Annotated in this window: 17 protein-coding genes; 9 read left to right on the forward strand and 8 right to left on the reverse strand. The window is 68.2% G+C overall.

The window, feature by feature from the left end:
* Positions 1 to 616: 616 nt before the first annotated feature.
* Both D8I30_RS01375 and D8I30_RS01380 read right to left on the reverse strand, forming a co-directional pair.
* A complete protein-coding gene (locus D8I30_RS01375) occupies positions 617 to 1,045 on the reverse strand; it encodes a CBS domain-containing protein (RefSeq protein ID WP_121483335.1) in 429 nt (142 codons plus the stop codon).
* Positions 1,046 to 1,142: 97 nt separating this feature from the next.
* Positions 1,143 to 1,790 (reverse strand): rhomboid family intramembrane serine protease, encoded by a 648-nt coding sequence (locus D8I30_RS01380; RefSeq protein WP_121481141.1) that lies wholly within the window; start codon positions 1,788 to 1,790, stop codon positions 1,143 to 1,145.
* 120 nt (positions 1,791 to 1,910) lie between these two features.
* Between D8I30_RS01380 and hfaA the strand changes: the two genes are divergently transcribed.
* The 4 genes from hfaA (at position 1,911) to D8I30_RS01400 (ending at position 7,565) form a co-directional block, all read left to right on the forward strand.
* Positions 1,911 to 2,348 (forward strand): holdfast anchoring protein HfaA, encoded by a 438-nt coding sequence (gene hfaA, locus D8I30_RS01385; RefSeq protein ID WP_162938774.1) that lies wholly within the window; start codon positions 1,911 to 1,913, stop codon positions 2,346 to 2,348.
* Positions 2,345 to 3,364, forward strand: coding sequence for a holdfast anchoring protein HfaB (gene hfaB, locus D8I30_RS01390; protein WP_121481142.1), 1,020 nt, complete (start codon positions 2,345 to 2,347; stop codon positions 3,362 to 3,364). Before hfaA ends, hfaB begins: the two co-directional genes overlap by 4 nt.
* Entirely contained in the window at positions 3,291 to 4,550 is a 1,260-nt protein-coding gene (hfaD, locus tag D8I30_RS01395) for a holdfast anchor protein HfaD (RefSeq protein WP_121481143.1), read from the forward strand. Before hfaB ends, hfaD begins: the two co-directional genes overlap by 74 nt.
* Before the next feature lie 144 nt (positions 4,551 to 4,694).
* A complete protein-coding gene (locus D8I30_RS01400) occupies positions 4,695 to 7,565 on the forward strand; it encodes a M16 family metallopeptidase (RefSeq protein ID WP_121481144.1) in 2,871 nt (956 codons plus the stop codon).
* A gap of 209 nt (positions 7,566 to 7,774) precedes the next feature.
* On the opposite strand, the gene D8I30_RS01405 is transcribed toward D8I30_RS01400, so the two are convergent.
* The gene (locus D8I30_RS01405) at positions 7,775 to 8,692 is read right to left on the reverse strand and encodes a hypothetical protein (protein ID WP_240387409.1); all 918 of its coding nucleotides are present in this window, start codon (positions 8,690 to 8,692) and stop codon (positions 7,775 to 7,777) included.
* Positions 8,693 to 8,863: 171 nt separating this feature from the next.
* Positions 8,864 to 9,394, reverse strand: a complete 531-nt coding sequence (locus D8I30_RS01410; protein ID WP_121481145.1) for a gamma carbonic anhydrase family protein — start codon at positions 9,392 to 9,394, stop codon at positions 8,864 to 8,866.
* 299 nt (positions 9,395 to 9,693) lie between these two features.
* Here D8I30_RS01410 and D8I30_RS01415 point away from each other — a divergent pair, with 299 nt between their 5' ends.
* Entirely contained in the window at positions 9,694 to 10,473 is a 780-nt protein-coding gene (locus tag D8I30_RS01415; protein ID WP_121483338.1) for a PhoH family protein, read from the forward strand.
* Positions 10,474 to 10,838: 365 nt separating this feature from the next.
* On the opposite strand, the gene dxs is transcribed toward D8I30_RS01415, so the two are convergent.
* The 4 genes from dxs to D8I30_RS01435 form a co-directional block, all read right to left on the reverse strand.
* Positions 10,839 to 12,749 (reverse strand): 1-deoxy-D-xylulose-5-phosphate synthase, encoded by a 1,911-nt coding sequence (dxs, locus tag D8I30_RS01420; protein ID WP_121481146.1) that lies wholly within the window; start codon positions 12,747 to 12,749, stop codon positions 10,839 to 10,841.
* A 66-nt stretch (positions 12,750 to 12,815) separates the two neighbouring features.
* Positions 12,816 to 13,721 carry a polyprenyl synthetase family protein gene (locus D8I30_RS01425; protein ID WP_121483339.1) on the reverse strand — a complete coding sequence of 302 codons (906 nt, stop codon included), beginning with the start codon at positions 13,719 to 13,721 and terminating at the stop codon, positions 12,816 to 12,818.
* A 13-nt stretch (positions 13,722 to 13,734) separates the two neighbouring features.
* Entirely contained in the window at positions 13,735 to 13,992 is a 258-nt protein-coding gene (locus D8I30_RS01430) for an exodeoxyribonuclease VII small subunit (protein WP_121481147.1), read from the reverse strand.
* 50 nt (positions 13,993 to 14,042) lie between these two features.
* Positions 14,043 to 14,684 carry a histidine phosphatase family protein gene (locus D8I30_RS01435; RefSeq protein WP_121481148.1) on the reverse strand — a complete coding sequence of 214 codons (642 nt, stop codon included), beginning with the start codon at positions 14,682 to 14,684 and terminating at the stop codon, positions 14,043 to 14,045.
* 236 nt (positions 14,685 to 14,920) lie between these two features.
* Between D8I30_RS01435 and D8I30_RS01440 the strand changes: the two genes are divergently transcribed.
* From D8I30_RS01440 to D8I30_RS01455, 4 genes are read left to right on the forward strand one after another with little or no spacing between them, the layout of a single operon-like run.
* Positions 14,921 to 15,448 (forward strand): GNAT family N-acetyltransferase, encoded by a 528-nt coding sequence (locus D8I30_RS01440; protein WP_121481149.1) that lies wholly within the window; start codon positions 14,921 to 14,923, stop codon positions 15,446 to 15,448.
* Between the two features lie 14 nt (positions 15,449 to 15,462).
* Positions 15,463 to 15,747: a nucleotidyltransferase family protein gene (locus D8I30_RS01445; RefSeq protein ID WP_121481150.1), complete on the forward strand. Its 285-nt coding sequence runs from the start codon at positions 15,463 to 15,465 to the stop codon at positions 15,745 to 15,747.
* The gene (locus D8I30_RS01450; RefSeq protein ID WP_121481151.1) at positions 15,740 to 16,093 is read left to right on the forward strand and encodes a HepT-like ribonuclease domain-containing protein; all 354 of its coding nucleotides are present in this window, start codon (positions 15,740 to 15,742) and stop codon (positions 16,091 to 16,093) included. Before D8I30_RS01445 ends, D8I30_RS01450 begins: the two co-directional genes overlap by 8 nt.
* Positions 16,093 to 17,271: a vWA domain-containing protein gene (locus D8I30_RS01455; protein ID WP_121481152.1), complete on the forward strand. Its 1,179-nt coding sequence runs from the start codon at positions 16,093 to 16,095 to the stop codon at positions 17,269 to 17,271. The genes D8I30_RS01450 and D8I30_RS01455 overlap by 1 nt, the downstream gene beginning before the upstream one ends.
* Positions 17,272 to 17,284 lie beyond the last annotated feature (13 nt).

Genomic DNA, 17,284 nt, shown 5'->3' on the forward strand with positions numbered 1-17,284 from the left:
ATGTCTTTTCAAAAAGACCGCAGTTGTCAGTGTCGACTGATAGACCCCGAAGGGTCATCGCCAGGACACCGCCGCCTGCGTTTCTCTTTCCAGATCAACGATTTCAAAGACCAGGACCGGAAGAACCGGCCGGACCGTTTAGCGCCGGGTCCGCGGCGGAGGCGGCTATCTAGCCGACCCAGTTTTCGGTGTCAAGCAGTTCTTTTTAAAGAACTTTCTTTTCACCAAACCGCTCCGGGAGGAACGGCGGAGGCGGCTGTCTAGTGAGAGCCGATCTCCTTGTCAACCGGGCTTTTCAGCCTTTCTGCGTTTTCCGAAACCGAAGCTCCGAAGGCCGCAGATCATCGCCGAGAAAACCGAGAGGCTTGTCCCCCAAAGCATTTCAGCGATTCGATTGAGCCGTGGAAACTAACCGAACCAACCGACCGAGGCAAGAAGCTTTTTCAAACTCCTGCCCCGACCAAAACCCCGGAAATCCAATCTCCGAAGCCCGTCGGGCCAGCCCGTCTCCGAGCGAGGCGGCGATATACGTCCCGCTTTTCGGGGTGGCAAGGGCGTTTCTGAAGAAAGTCGAACCATCCACAGGCGGCCGACTTATGCACAGGCGCCCCGCCCGTCAGCCCGCCGCTATGTAGGTGCGCAGGCTTTCCGCCTCCTGGGTTGCGGCGGCGATCTGGCATTTCACCACGTCGCCGATGGAGACCACCCCCGCCAGCCGGTCGTCCTGCAGCACGGGCAGGTGGCGTATCCGGCGATCCGTCATGCGCGTCATCAGGAGCGCCACGGTCTCTGCCGGCTCGGCGAAGATCACCTCTGTCGTCATATAGGCGGAGGCGGGGCGCGACAGGGCCTCGGCGCCGTCGCGAGCAACGGCCCGGACGATGTCCCGTTCCGAGAGAACCCCGACCACCTGATCGTCACGGCAGACGATCAGGGCGCCGACCTGCTTGCGGTCCAGTTCCTGGCTCGCGTCGTGAAGAGAAACGTCGGGCGCGAGCGTGAAGACATCGCGTCCCTTGCCCTTGAGAATTTCGGCGACCAACATGACGGCGTCCTCCATCGCTGGTGACTGGGTGAACCGCGGATCAATCGCGGCTCGACCGCTCTGACGCAGGATCGCTCAGACGCCGCCGGTACGCAAATCACGCCCTGGCGTTCGACCCGCGCGCCAGGACGCCGACTGTGAGCAGGCCGAAGACGAAGCCTATGGCGTGGGCCTCCCAGGCGATGCGCGCGCCCTCGGCGCCGGGGGCCAGGCCGATGAGTCCCACGATGAGATTGACCGCCATCCAGGCCGCCGAAGCCTTGAGCACCGTCGGATGCAGCAGGGGCAGAACCCGGCCATGCCCGCCCATCAGCCGCGTCGCCGCCCCGATCAGGCCGAAGACGGCGCCCGACGCCCCGACCAAGGGGTCGACGCTATAAGGATGAAGCAGGCCATAGCCCAAGGCGGCGAGGGCGCCGCTCACTATATAGAAGAGGACGAAGATCAGCGGCCCGACGCCGCGCTCCAGCATCCGCGCCACGGGCGCGCCAAAGGCTAGGGCGCCGATCGCGTTCATGGCCACATGCGGCCAGCCGCCGTGCAGTAGCATGGAGGTGAACAGGCCGCCCCACTCCCCGCGCCACATATCGGCGGGGCGGAAGGCCATGGACAGCCCCTGATCGGGCAGCCGCTCCTGAAAGAAGAACAGCACCGGCATGGAGGCGGCGATCAGCAGCGGCAGGAAGGGCGCGTTGAAGATCTTTTCACGAGGCGGGCGCGGCGACGAGGCGTCGAAATGAGGCATGCCCCTTGATGGGGGCAAGACGCGCCAATCTCAAGGCGAACCTCTGCGCGGGGCTTTGGCTCATTCCGAGACTGGCACAGGCGTTGCTGTGTCCCGTTCAGAAGTCCTGCGGAGCGCGTGATGTCGTCTCATACACTGACACTGATAGCCGTGACGGCGGCGGGGGCCCTCGCGGCCGCCGACGCGTCAGCCCAAGCGGCCGGGTCGGCCGGCGCGGGCCAATTCCAGGCCGGCTACGGCGCCTCGCGCTACACCACCGCCCGCCCCTCGCAGGGGACGACCCGCGACGCCAACGGCAACCGCCTGGTGGTCAACGGCATCATCCAATCGGGCGCCAGCAGCTACTCCAGCACGTCCAGCGGCGTGTCCTCCTCCGGCTCGATCAACGGATCCGGCAACGGCTCGGGAACCAACATCAGCGGCGCCACAGCCATCGGCAACAATCTGAACGTGGTGGTCCAGGGCAACCGCAACACCGTCGTCGTCAACTCCACCCAGAACAACACCGGCAATATCACCGCCGGGACCGCGCTGAACGGAACGCTGGTCTTCCCATGATATTCTCCGCCTTTGGTTCTCCCTTGCGTTCCCTGGGCTGCCTGGCCGCAGCCGCCGCCCTCCTCGCCGGGTGCGCCAGCACCAGCGCGGGTTCGTCGGGCCATTACGCCAAGCCGATCGGCAACGCCCCGGTGACGTCGAACCCGACGCCCTATTCGACGGCGCTCTACTGCCTGGCCGACTATGCGCGCCGCTACAATCTGCCCTCGCCGCGCATGGCGGTGGGCCGGATCAGCGACTACACCGGCTCCATCTCTTCCGACGGCGGGCGCCAGATCACCCAGGGCGCGTCCCTGATGGCCAACACCGCCCTGGCCAAGGCGGGCGCGCGCATCGTCGAGCGCTACGACACCTCGGTGTCCGAGCTGGAGCTGCGCTACGCCAACAACAAGCTGATCGGCGACGACCAGCCCAACGGCGCGCCCCAGGACGCCGCCTTCCGCCGCATCCTGGCCGGCCAGGTGCCGGGCTCGGACTTCTACATCGTCGGCGGCATCACCGAGGTGAACTACAACATCCGTTCGGGCGGCTTCGACATCGCCGGCGGCGAGGTGAAGCAGAACGGCGGCTCGGGCATGCTGACCGGCAAGGTCTTCGTCATGAACGTCGCCATCGACCTGCGCCTAGTGCAGACCACCACCCTCGAGGTCGTGGACGTGGTCTCCTATCAGAAGCAAATCGTCGGCCGCGAAGTGTCGGCAGGCGTGTTCGACTTCCTGAACGGCAACGTCTTCGACATTTCGGCCGGGTCCAGCGGCCTGGAGCCGGTCCAACTGGCGGTCCGCGCCCTGGTCGAACGCGCCACGGTCGAGTTCATGGCCAACCTCTACGGCGCCCCCGGCCCGGAAATCTGCCTCAACCCCGCCAACGATCCGCTGGGCGGCAGCCCGGTCGGTCCGACCGGCGGCTACTATCCCGCTTACGCCAACACGGACACGAACAATGGCCAGACTCGCGCCGACCCGTCTCGCTGGCACGATCGCCGCGACAGCGCTGTGCGTGGCGGCGGCCGCTGAGGCCTCCGCTCAGGCCCAGCCCCAAGATCGAGGCCTAGTCCTGAACGAACAGCTGAACCTGGGCGACGTCATCGCCGGCCAGCGCCTGAACGTCGTCAACGTCAGCGACAACGTCGCTGTGTCGAACGCCGCCATGGGCAACGCCCTGGTCGGGGGCGCGGACGGCCGCGCCGTGGACGTGCGCTCGACCCAGGACACGCAGGGCGCCGTCGTGGCCGACACCGCCCTGACCCTGCGCGGCGAGACGGGCCGCGTGAACAGCCTGACCCAGGCGCGGGGGAACTATCTGGCCGGGACCGCCGTCAACACCGGCATAGACGTGGACGCCGCCCAGACCCTAGACGGCGCCGTCACCGCGCGCAGCCGCATCGAGGAGACCGGCGCTCGCCTGATCCATGGCGGCTACATGAGCTCCGACGCCATCGGCAACACCGTCGCCCTGGGCGGCGGCGGAACGGCAGCGGCGCGCGGCGCCGTGACCGGCCGCGCGGATCAAACCTCGTCCGGCGAGATCTACGCCGAGACCGAGGCCCGCTTCACCTACGCCCCGGCCCAGACTGCCTTCGCCAGCCAGGCCTCAGCCAACGCGGTCCAGGCCACATCGACCCCGAACGCGCACCAGGACCTGTCGGTCCGCCAGAGCGCCTCGGGCGCGGGCGTCACCGCCTGGACCGGCGTGTGGGCAGGCAACGCCTGGGACATCGCCGCGCGAAGCCGCGCCGCCTCCAACCAGGCCGCCTTCTACAACCAGGGCGGGTCGCTGGTGGTCGACGTCGATCAACAAAACGAGGCCGAGGCCCAGTCCCGCACCGAACTCAGCTCCTATGACTTCGGCGCCGCCTATGCGACGGCCGAGGCCGTGGGCAATGAGGTCCATGCCGGCAACAACGACATCTACGTCAGCATCGACAACGCCCAGATGAACACCGGCGGCGTCACCGCCAGCGCCGGCTTCACCGGCCAGAACGGCTATGACGCCTATGTCGGAGCCAATGCGGCGGGCAACGCCGTCACCGGCTTCGCCTGTTCGGACTGCGGCGGCGACCTGAACGCGCGCAACGTCCAGACCAATATGGGCGACGTCCGGGCCACGGCGACCACCACGATCAACGGCTGGGGCCGCAATGTCGTCGCCGGATCAAACGCGGTCGGCAATACGGCGAGCTTCTACGTCACCCGCCCGTGAATTAACTTTCGGTAACTTGAGGTAGTCAAGTTCGTTTGTCACCGTGAAACAGACGCGCGGCCTGGGGCGGCGCGTCCGTCATAGGGTGCAGGGCCGCCATCAGTCTCGGGGCCGCCCGTTCGCACGCCGCGGAGACACAACCGAATGCGATCCCCTCGCCGCCTGCTTCTGCTCGCCGCCTCCAGCCTGGCCCTGATGGGCGGCGCAGCGCTTCCCGCCTTCGCCCTGACGCCGCCGTCGGCCGTCGCGACGCAGGACGCCCCTCCGTCTCAGCCTTGGGCCCAGGCGGCCAGCGACATTCCCGCCGACGCGGCCGTGCGCTTCGGTGTCCTGCCCAACGGCATGCGCTACGCCATCATGAGGAACGCCACCCCGCCGGGCCAGGCGTCGCTGCGCCTGCGGATCGCGGCCGGCTCCCTGATGGAGAACGACGACCAGCTGGGCCTGGCCCACTTCATGGAGCACATGGCCTTCAACGGCACGACCAATGTGCCCGAAAACGAGCTGTTGCGAATCCTCGAGCGTCTGGGCCTGGCCTTCGGCGCCGACACCAACGCCTTCACCAGCTTCGACCAGACCGCCTATGTGCTGGAGCTGCCTCGCACCAACGACGAGACCGTCGACACCTCGCTGCGCATTATGCGTGAACAGGTCTCCGAGGCCCTGATGAAGGCCGAGGACATCGACGCCGAGCGCGGCGTGATCGAGGGCGAGGAGCGCCTGCGCAACACGCCCGCCCTGCGTTCGCTGAAGGCCCAGATCGCCCTGCTGGCGCCAGGTCAGCGCCTGTCCAACCGCCTGCCGATCGGCGACCTCAGCATCATCCGCTCGGCCCCGCGCGAGCGTTTCGTCGAATTCTACGAGGCCTATTACCGCCCCGAGCGCGCCACCCTGATCGCGGTCGGCGACTTCGACGTCGATCAGATGGAGGCCAAGATCAAGGCGACCTTCGGCGACTGGACGCCCAAGGCCGCCGACGGCCCCGAGCCCGATCTGGGACAGGTCGCCCCGCGCCGGCCCGAGACCCGCATCCTCGTCGAGCCGGGCATCCAGTCCTCGGTTCAGCTGAACTGGATCCGCAATCCCGATCTGGACCCCGACACGGCGGCCGAGCGTCGCGACGACCTGCTGCAGAATCTGGGCCTGGCCGTGCTGAACCGCCGCCTGGGCGAACTGGCCCGCGCCGACAACCCGCCCTTCATCAGCGCCGGCGTCGGCCAGGGAACCCTGTTCAAGACGCTGGACCTCGGCAGCGCGTCCGCCAACTTCAACCCCGGCGGGCTGAAGCGCGCCCTCGAGACCATCGAGCAGGAGCAGCGCCGCCTGGTGCAGTTCGGCGTGTCCCAGGTCGAGCTGGACCGCGAGATCGCCAACGCCCGCACCGCCCTGGAGAACGCCGTCCAGGCGGCGGCGACGCGCAGCACCCCGGCCCTGGCGAACGCCCTGCTGGGCGCCGCCAACGACGCCAAGGTCTTCTCGGCCCCCGCGACCAACCTCGCCCTGTTTGAAGCCTCGGTGAAGGATCTCAAGGCCGAACAGGTCAGCGCGGCGGTCAAGCACGCCTTCGAGGGGCAGGGCCCGCTGGCGCTGGTGGTCACGCCCGAAGCCATCGAAGGCGGCGAAGCCGGCGTCACCGCCCTGCTGGAAGCCAGCCGCGCCGTCCCGGTCAGCGCTCCGGCCGAACAGGCCAAGCTGGACTGGCCCTACGCCGACTTCGGCGCCGCCGCCGTCCCGGCCTCGACGACCCAGGTCGCCGCCGTCGGCGCCACCATCGTCACCTTCCCCAACGGCGTGCGGCTGACGGTCAAGCCGACCACCTTCAAGGACCAGCAGATCCTGGTCACCGTGCGCACCGGCATCGGCGAGATGGGCCTGCCGACCGATCGCTTCACGTCGCAATCCCTGGCCCCCATGGTCTTCACCGCCGGCGGCCTGGGCAAGCTGACGGCCGATGAGCTGAACCGCGTCCTGACCGGCAAGATCTACAGCGCCGGCTTCACCATCGAAGGGGACGCCTACCGGTTGGCGGGTGCCACCCGTCCCGCCGACCTGCAACTGCAGATGCAGGTCCTGGCGGCCTATCTGACCGATCCGGGCCTGCGCCCGGCGCCGTTCGAGCAGATCAAGGCCCTCCTGCCGCAGTTCATGGCCCAGCAGATGGCCACGCCGGGCGGCGCCTTCAGCCTTCAGGCCAGCGGCCTGCTGGCCAGCGGCGACAAGCGCGAGACCATGCCGTCCCCGGCCGAGATCGCCGCCTTCACCCTGGACGAGCTGAAGCAGGGCGTGGTTCAGGGCCTGGCTTCCGGCCTGATCGACATCGTCATGGTCGGCGACGTCAAGGTGGAGGACGCCGTCGCCTCGGTCGCCTCGACCTTCGCGGCCCTGCCGACGCGCGCCCCGGCGGCCCAGCCCCTGCCGGGCGCGGACCAGCGGCGCTTCCCGGCGCCGACGGCCCAGCCGATCCGCCTGCTGCACGCCGGTCCGGTGGATCAGGGCCTGGCCTACGTCGCCTGGCCGACGACCGACGCCGTCGACGACCGCACCGAATCCCGCAGGGTCGCCATCCTGGCGGAGGTGCTGAAGCTGCGCGTCCTGGACGAGATCCGTGAAAAGCAGGCCCTGGCCTATTCGCCCGGCGTGCGCGCCTCGGCCTCGGACGTGTTCAAGGGCTATGGCTCCATCTCGATCACGGCCGACACGGCGCCCGAGAAGTTCGGCGCCTTCTTCGCCGCCGTCGACGCCATCACCGCCGATCTGCGCGACACCCCGATCACCGAGGACGAGCTGAACCGAGCCCGCCTGCCGGTTATTGAAACCCTGCGCCGCAGCCTGGCCGGCAACGAATACTGGGTGGGCCAGCTTCAGGACCTGGCCGCCAAGCCCGCCTCCCTGGAGCAGATCCAGACGCACATCAGCGACCTGGAATCCTTCACGGCAGCGGACATCCAGGCTGCGGCCCGCCAGTATCTGCGGCCGGACACGGCCTGGAAGGCCGAGGTGGCGGCGGCCCAGTAACACAACGAAGGCCCTCCCCCTCAATGGCGGAGGGCCGCAAACCCCTCTCCCGCCGGGAGTGGGTCTTTGCACCTCACGCGAAAACCTTGGCCCAAAAGAAAGGGCCCCGTTCCTTTCGGAGCGGGGCCCAGTCGTTTGCAGGCCTGTCGACGGAGAGTCGATGCGGCAACCCTAGCCCGCCCCGCCTGTCGGCTGGCTGAACGGCGGGTTCAGAAAACCCGCCCGCCGACGCCGCCGTCCAGCATCATCATGCCGCTGACCGCCTCGCCCTGGACCATCTCCTCGCGATATTCGGTGTAGGTCTCCTCGCGGATCAGGGTCAGCACCTTCACCCCCGCGCCGTAGCGGCGAAGCAGCGAGCGCTCGTTGCAGTCGCGCGCCGCCTTTTCCGGGCGGCATTCCAGGCGGCCGCCCGCGCCGTGCCACAGGGCCTCGCGCTTGTTGCACGCCATCGTCTCGCCCGGCGCGCCCTCGGCCTCGCTGATGGTCCACTGCAGCTTGGTCCCGGCGATGCAGCGATACAGTTCGCCGTCGTAGTCCCCGCTCACGTCGCGGCCCGGACGCACCTGGGAGGCCGGGTGCGGCACGTTGCGGTCGTCGATGCAGACCGCCTGAAGAACCACCTGCTTCTCGATGCGGCGCGAGGCGGTGAAGGGCACGCGCACCATCTGCATCGCGCCCTGGACGTTCAGGCCCTGGATGGTGGTCGGATAGGGCTGGTCGACGTTGAAGTAGGCCCCGCCGCCCCCGCCGACGATGATCGTAGCGCCGCTGCGCGAGCCGGCGAAGGCGCGCGCCGTCGCCGTGGCGTTCGCGTTCGCGTTCGCACTGGCGTTCGCATTGACGTTGATGTTGACGTTCACATTGCCCCCGCCCGAGCCGCAGCAGGCCGGAGGCGGAGGCGGCAGGCAGCCCCCGCCGCCGCACGGCGGCGTGACCGGCGGCTGCGGCGGCAGGCAGCCGCTGGGGCCGCACCCCCCGCCCGGAGGCGGCGTCACCGGCGGCGGCATGATCGGCGGCGGCGGCGGCGGCGGCAGGCAACCGCTCGGGCCGCAGCCCGCCGAGGCGACGTCGGCGACCGCCATCAGGCCGGCGAAGGCCGCCGCGCCCGCCAGAATTTTCAACATCCCTGCCCGCATGGGATCGGACTCCTGCATCGATCGTCGACCGGTCGTTGCAAGCGCCGGGCCGCACGGGGCGTCCGACAATGGCCTGTTCCCTCGGTTTCCCCAGCCCTTCGCCGCCCCCGGCGGGCGGGCCTGTGCCATTGTGAGCCGTGCCAATGTGGGCCGGCCGGATCAGCCGATCAGCGTCAACTCCGCCACATAGCGCCGCCAGTTCTGGACATAGTGCTGGGCCGAGGCGCGCAGCCCCTCGATCTGCCCTTCGTCCAGTTCCCGCACCACCTTGCCGGGCTGGCCCATGACCAAGCTGTTGTCGGGGATGACCTTGCCCTCGGTGATCAGGGCGTTGGCGCCGATCAGGCAGTTCTTCCCGATGCGCGCCCCGTTCAGGACGACGGCGCCGATGCCGATCAGGCTGTTGTCGCCGATCTCGCAGCCGTGCAGCATCACCTTGTGCCCGACGGTCACGCCGGCGCCGATGGTCAGGGGCGCGCCCACGTCGGTGTGCAGGATGCTGCCGTCCTGAATATTGCTGTCGCGGCCGACGATGATGGGGTCGTTGTCGCCGCGCAGCACGGCGTTGAACCAGATGCTGGCGCCCGGATGCAGAATCACGTTCCCTAGAACGGTTGCACTCGGCGCGATCCAGTATTCGCCTTCCGGCGGAAGCTGAGGCTTGCTGTCGCCCAGGCTGTAAACACTCATCCGCACACCGCCTATCCTTATCGAAATGAAGGCTTTAACCCTTCGGAAACCACGTTAGCATCAGCCTGTTGATGCGATTCGAGGCCCCTATATCGGCCCCGGATCCGAAGCTGGATCAAGCCCGGTCCGGTCAGATGCTGGAGAATGCGCTTGGCGTGTTCGCGACCAGTCCGGGGACGGCGACGCACCTGCTGCGGCGAAGACCCTGCGACCGTTCGGGACGGCCACGCGGCTTCGGCCCCCACCTCCCCCACCGACGACCAAGGCGAGACCCTGCCGGGCTCGCCTTTTTTCATGCCCTGGAGACGTCCATGAGCAAACGATCGGCCATCAAGCGTCAGTTGCGCGAAGGCGTGCTGGATTCGCCCGAATTCATTCAGGACGCCAAGGTCAGGCGATTGCCCGCCCGCGTCGGCGGCTGGTCGCCCCTGCCCTCGAACGACGAGCGCGATCAGGGCTATCTCAAGACGCTGAAGCCCAAGTCGGACGGCCAGGCCGAACTGATGGAGGCCGTCGATCACGCCAACCTGGTGCTGGCGCTGGGCCCGGCGGGCACGGGCAAGACCTATCTGGCCGTGGCCAAGGCGGTCGAGGCGCTGGAGGCGGGCAAGGTCGGCCGCATCGTCCTGAGCCGCCCGGCGGTCGAGGCCGGGGAATCCATCGGCTTCCTGCCCGGCGACATGGAGGACAAGCTGGCCCCCTACCTGCGGCCGCTCTACGACGCCCTGTCGGACCGGCTGTCGATGAAGCGGGTCAAGGCCCTGATGGCCGAGGGCCTGATCGAGATCGCCCCCATCGGCTATATGCGCGGCCGCACCCTGAACAACGCCTTCATCGTCGTCGACGAGGCGCAGAACTGCACCTACGTCCAGCTGAAGATGCTGCTGACCCGCCTGGGCTGGCACTCGACCATGGTGGTCACGGGCGACCCGCATCAGTCGGACCTGCTGCCCGGCGTGTCGGGGCTGTCCGACATCGCCGACCGCCTGGAGGCCGTGCCCGAGATCGCCGTCGTCCGCCTGGCCGAGCGCGACATCGTGCGCCATCCCCTGGTCGCCAGCATGATCGGGGTATTGTGACCCTCGCCCTACTCTGATGAGAGAAGGAAAAAATAGAGTCCAATTCGTCTGAATCGTCTGAAATCCCCTCTCGGCCCGGATGCAGTCTAGCACAGGCGCCGAGGGGGGATGGCCGATTGCAGATTTAGGCTCGCGCGTGATCGCCGTCTTCCGCCATCCGCTGGTGGCTGACATGATCGAGGTGTTGCGATCCTTGCCCTTCTCCCCTTGTGGGAGAAGGTGGTCCGTGAGGACCGGATGAGGGGTGTCTGCGAGGCGACCCGCCGGTTTCGCTGAGAGCCTGAACGGTTGATGAGGTGTAAGCACCCCTCATCCGAACGCCTCCGGCGCCCACCTTCTCCCACAAGGGGAGAAGGAAGAACGCCTTACGCCCGCACCGCCCGGCTGGCGTCGACGCCCAGCGCCGTCAGCGCGGTCGCCGCGATGTGGTCGGCGTTGAGGCCCGCCTGGGCGTACATGGCCTCGGGCTTGTCCTGGTCCTGGAAGACGTCAGGCAGATGCAGGGTGCGGATCTTGAGGCCGGCGTCCAGCGCGCCCTTCTCGGCCAGCAACTGCAGCACGAAGGCCCCGAAGCCGCCCATGGCGCCCTCTTCCACCGTGATCAGGCACTCATGCTCGCGCGCCAGGCGCAGGATCATGTCGGCGTCCAGCGGCTTGGCGAAGCGGGCGTCGGCGACGGTGGCCGAGACGCCCTTGGCGGCCAGCAGATCGGCCGCCTTCAGCGATTCCTGCAACCGAGTGCCCAACGACAGGATGGCGACCGAGGTCCCTTCGCGGACGATGCGGCCCTTGCCGATCTCCAGCGGGGCGGCCAGTTCGGGAATGTCGACGCCGACGCCCTCGCCGCGCGGATAGCGGAAGGCGCTGGGGCGGTCGTCGATGGCCAGCGACGTCGAGATCATGGCGGCCAGTTCGGCCTCGTCGGCGGCGGCCATCAGCACCATGCCGGGCAGAGCCCCCATGAAGCCGATGTCGAAGCTGCCTGCGTGGGTCGCGCCGTCGGCGCCGACCAGGCCGGCGCGATCCATGGCGAAGCGCACCGGCAGGGACTGGATGGCCACGTCATGGACCACCTGGTCGTAGCCGCGCTGCAGGAAGGTCGAATAGATGGCGCAGACCGGCTTCATGCCGTCGGCGGCCAGACCGGCGGCGAAGGTGACGGCGTGCTGCTCGGCGATGCCGACGTCATAGGTGCGGTCGGGGAAGGCCTGGCCGAACAGGTCCAGCCCCGTGCCCGACGGCATGGCGGCGGTGATGGCGACGATGGAGGGGTCGCTTTCGGCGTGCTTGATCAGCTCCGTGCCGAACACCTTGGTGTAGCTGGGCGCGTTCGAGACCGCCTTGGACTGCTTGCCCGAGACCACGTCGAACTTGACCACCGCGTGCAGCTTGTCGGCGCTGCTCTCGGCCGGGGCGTAGCCCTTGCCCTTCTGGGTCACGACGTGGACCAGCACCGGACGGTCGGTGATGGCGGCGGCGTTCTTCAGGATGGGGACCAGATTCTCCATGTCGTGGCCGTCGATCGGCCCGACGTAGTAGAAGCCCAGCTCCTCGAACAGGGTGCCGCCCACGATCATGCCGCGGGCGTATTCCTCGGCCTTGCGCGCGGCATCGCGGAAGGGGCGCGGCATATGGTCGACGAACTTCTTCCCGACCTTGCGAATGTTCTGATAGGCGCCGCCCGAGACCTGCTTGGCCAGGTAGGCGCTCATGCCGCCGACGGGCGGGGCGATCGACATGTCGTTGTCGTTCAGCACCACCATCAGCTGGCCGTTGGTGGCCTCGGCGGCGTTGTTCATCGCCTCATAGGCCATGCCCGCCGACATGGAGCCGTCGCCGATCACGGCCACGACGCGGTTCTTCTCGCCCTTGTGGTCGCGGGCGGAGGCGAAGCCCAGGGCGGCCGAGATGGAGGTCGAGGCGTGGGCCGCGCCGAAGGGGTCGTATTCGCTTTCGGAACGCTTGGTGAAGCCCGACAGACCGCCGCCCTGGCGCAGGGTGCGGATGCGGTCGCGCCGCCCGGTCAGGATCTTGTGCGGATAGCACTGGTGGCCGACGTCCCAGATAAGGATGTCCTTGGGCGTCTCGAAGACGTGGTGCAGGGCGACCGTCAGCTCGACCACGCCCAGACCCGCGCCCAAATGGCCGCCGGTCACCGACACGGCGTCGATGGTTTCCGCACGCACCTCATCCGCCAGCTGCTTCAGCTGGGCGATGTCGAACCCCCGCGTGTCGGCGGGGATTTTGACGGTGTCGAGAAGCGGGGTGTGGGGCATAGGGATCGGGAGCCTTCGACGCGAGAACGTCACACAGTAACCCGCACGAAGCGGGCGCGTTTCCTATCAGGACCGGCGCTGGAGCACAAAGTCCACGCTGGCCCTGAGGATTTCGGCGTCATGGCCGAACAGGTCAAGGTGCGAGCGGGCCTGATCGGCCAGGTGCGCGACCCTCTGTCGCGCCGCGTCGACGCCCAGCAGGGTGACGAAATTGGTCTTGCCCAGGGCCGCATCCTTGCCGCCGGCGGCCTTGCCCATCTCCTCGGCCGAGCCTTCCGCGTCCAGCACGTCGTCGACGATCTGATAGGCCAGGCCCAGGTCGTGGGCGAAACTGGTCAGGGCGTGCCAGGCGGCCTCGCCCGCGCCGGAGATGATCAGCGGAATCTCGAAGGCGTAGGCGAACAGGGCGCCCGTCTTGAGCCGCTGCATCCGCGCCACGCCGCCGAGGTCGTCGCGCACCCCCATCAGGTCGATCATCTGGCCGCCCGCCATGCCCCGCGCGCCCGAGGCGAACGACAGCCGCCGCGCCAGTTCGCAGCGGACGGCCGGGTCGTCGTGGGTCTCTTCGTCCAGGATGATGTCGAAGGCGGCGGTCTGCAGCGCGTCGCCGGCCAGGATGGCGGTCGCCTCGTCATAGGCGATGTGCAGGGTCGGCCGACCGCGCCGCACGTCGTCGTCGTCCATGGCCGGCAGGTCGTCATGGACCAGGGAATAGGCGTGGACGCATTCCAGGGCGCAGGCGGCGCGCAGGACCGCGCACTCCTCCACCTCCAGCATCCGGCCGGCTTCCATGGCGAAGAAGGGGCGCAACCGCTTGCCGGGACCCAACGCGGCGTAGCGCATGGCCTCGGTCAGGCGGGCCTCCGGGCCGTCAGCGCGCGGCAGCAGCCGGTCCAGGGCGACGGTGACCACGTCGGCGATCTCGGCCACCCGGTCGATGACGGCCTGCTCCGGGGAATTGGCGGCGAGCATGGTCATAACGACGTCAACCGAACTCGGCCGGTTCGACGCCCTTGGCCTGACCGTCAGCGCCGACGACGATCTTCTCGACCCGCAGCTGAGCGGCCTTCAGGCGCGTCTCGCAGTGGGCCTTGAGGCGCGCGCCCTCTTCGTACAGGGCGATGGACTCTTCCAGGGGCGCCTGGCCCGACTCCAGGCGCGAGACGATGCCCTCCAGACGCGACAGGGCGTCCTCGAAGCTGAGGTCGGCGGGCACGGCGGGAGAAGCGGAAGCGTCGGTCATGATGCGGGCAACCTAGAGACGCCCGCGCGGCGCATCAACGACGAAAGGCCTCAACGCTTCTCGTAGCGACGTTGTGACCAGTATTTGAAGCCCTGGTTATGGGCCAGGCGCCAGCCGTGGGCTTTCAGCCTCTGGCCGACCATGTGGTTGAAATAGCCGTGGGCCAGGACCAGAACGTCCTGACCTTCGCCGGCGCGGGCGATCAGGACGCGCGCGGCCTGATCGGCGCGGACCTCGGCCTCGGCGCGGGTCTCCTGACCCTCGTGGTGATTGAACACGTGCCACCAGATGCGCGAGATCACGCCCCAATAGCGCGGCGACAGCTTGATCCAGGCCGGGAAGCGCGGCGGCGGCAGGGGCGCCTCGATGAACAGGGCGTCGACCAGGACGTCGCGGCCCGGCGCCACGGCGCGGGCGGTTTCCTGCGCCCTGGGACGGGTAGAGGCATAGATGGCGCCGGCGCCCTCGGCGGCGGTCAGCAGGGTCTGGGGCGGGGTCTGTCCGGCGCGCAGGCCGCCGATCTCATACCGGCCCCACCAGTCGCGGTACTGATCCGAGGTGATCATGCATTTGCGCGACAGGGCCGGCTCGCCGTGCCGGGCCAGGATGATCGCCCCATGGCCCATCGGCGCCTCGGCGGCGTCGCCGGGCGTCGCCAAGGTCCGGGCGGCTTCGGATTCGGAGTGAGTCATGAGCGCAGGAGAAGTCATAGCACGGGGATCAGCCTGTGAAACCAAGGCTTTGGCGACCCTCACCCTCCCCCGTTTCGGCATTGGCGCGCGCCGGTTCGGCGCGCTTCGGACCAAGGTGGTAGCCCCCGCCGCGCCCCCCTGCAACCATCCAGAGATGACGAGGCCGCGAAGGCCGTCTTCACAAAGGCGCTGTCGGCGGCTTCACCCCGGCCCGGCCCGGCGCTAAGCCTCGCAGGATGACCGAGCCCGTAATCCGCCCCGCCCGCCCCGACGACGCCGCCGCCCTGGGCGTGCTGGGGCGCCAGACCTTCATCGACACCTTCGTCACCGGATTCGGCATCCCCTATCCGGCGGACGACCTGAACGCCTTCCTGGACGCCAGCTTCAACGCCGAGACCATCGCCGCCAAACTGGCCGAGCCCGGCGCCGCCTGGTGGGTGGCCGAGCGCGACGGCGAACTGCTGGCTTTCGCCAACGCCGGGCCGAACACCTTGCCCCACCCCGACGGCCGCGCCAGCCACGCCGAACTGCGCCGCCTCTACGTCGGCAAGCCCGCGCAGGGCCTCGGCCTGGGCACGCAACTGCTGAAGGTGGCCCTGGAGTGGATGGAGGCCCACACCGACGGCCCCCTGTGGATCGGCGTCTGGAGCGGCAACGAAAAGGCCCAGAAGCTCTACGCCGCCTACGGCTTCGAGAAGGCCGGCGAGTATCAGTATCCGGTCGGCGCCTGGATGGACGACGAGTTCATCTTGCGGCGGGGATAGGCTAAACTACCTTCATGACCCGCGCTGAACTCCTTCAGAAGCTGCGAGACCTCAAACCGTGGCTGGCTGAGCAGGGCATCGTCAATGTGCGCCTGTTCGGCAGCTATGCGCGCGACGAAGCGGGACCGGACAGCGACGTGGATCTGCTGGTGGACATGACCAAGCCCTTGGGCTGGGATTTCTTCGGCATCGAGCGCGGGTTGAGCGAACAACTGGGCGTCAAGGTTGAGATGGGGACGGAGGATTCCATGCATCGCCTCGTCCGCAACCAAGCGGTCCGCGAGGCGGTCCTTGTCTGAACGCGACCGGCTGCACCTGCAGGAAATGATCGGAGCGATCGACGAACTGGCCGTGCAAACGGCGGGCGGCGAGCAGGAAAGCTGGATCGAAGATCGAACACGTGTCGCTGCCGCATCAATGTATCTGATCGTGCTCGGCGAAGGCGCGCAAAACCTGTCCGAGACTATGAAAGTTCAGACCCCGGATGTTCCCTGGGCCAATATCGCGGGCCTTCGCCACAGGTTGGCCCATAGCTACTTCCGGGCAGACAGGCGGCTGATCTGGCAGGCGGCGTCGGATCACGCCCAGGCCTTGAAGCCTGTTCTGGAGCGCTTGCTGCAGTCCCTGGGTCCCGAACCGCTCTGATGCTCCTGCCCTTCTTCACCGCCCTGCGCGAGGCCAAGGTGCCTGTGTCGCTCAAGGAATGGCTCCATCTGATGGAGGCCATGGACAAGGGCGTGGGGGGACGTGACATCGAGGCCTTCTACCACCTGTCGCGCGCCCTCCTGGTCAAGGACGAGAAGCACTATGACCGCTTCGACCAGGTGTTCGGCAAGGTGTTCAAGGGGCTGGAGGGCGTCGGTCCCGGCGAGGAGATCACCGCCGACATCCCCGAGGACTGGCTGCGGCTGCTGACCGAGAAGTTCCTGACGGACGAGGAGAAGGCCCAGATCGAGGCTCTGGGCGGCTTCGATAAGCTAATGGAGACGCTGAAGCAGCGGCTGGAGGAGCAGAAGGAGCGCCACCAGGGCGGCAATCGCTGGATCGGCACCGGCGGAACCAGCCCCTTCGGCCACGGCGGCTACAACCCCGAAGGCGTCCGCATCGGCGGCCCCGGCCGCCACGGCCGCGCGGTCAAGGTCTGGGAGAAGCGCGAGTACCGCAACCTGGACGACACGGTCGAACTGGGCACGCGCAACATCAAGGTCGCCCTGCGTCGCCTGCGCCGGTTCGCCCGCGAAGGCGCGGCCGAGGAACTGGACATCGACGGCACCATCGACGGCACGGCGCGTCAGGGCTGGCTGGACATCCACATGCGGCCCGAGCGACGCAACACCATCAAGGTGCTGCTGTTCCTGGATGTCGGCGGCTCGATGGACGGCCACATCCAGCTGTGCGAGGAGCTGTTCTCGGCCGCGCGGACCGAGTTCAAGAACCTGGAGTTCTTCTACTTCCACAACTGCCTCTACGAAGGCGTGTGGAAAGACAACCGACGCCGTCACAGCGAACGCATCCCGACCTGGGACCTGATCCATAAATACCCCGGCGACTGGCGCGCCATCTTCGTCGGCGACGCGACCATGTCGCCCTATGAGATCACCATGCCCGGCGGCTCGGTCGAGCATTGGAACGAGGAAGCCGGCGCGGTCTGGCTGAAACGCGCCCGCGAACAGTGGGGCAAGTCCGTCTGGCTGAACCCCGTGCCCGAGCGGCACTGGGCCTACACCCCCTCGGTCGGCCTGATCGGCGAGGTGATGGAGCACCGCATGTTCCCCCTGACGCTGGAGGGGCTGGAGCGAGCGATGCGGACGCTGGCGCGCTGAACCCGCCCGCCCT

Source organism: Brevundimonas naejangsanensis (assembly GCF_003627995.1).
In the GTDB taxonomy this organism is placed as follows: Bacteria; Pseudomonadota; Alphaproteobacteria; order Caulobacterales; family Caulobacteraceae; genus Brevundimonas; species Brevundimonas naejangsanensis_B.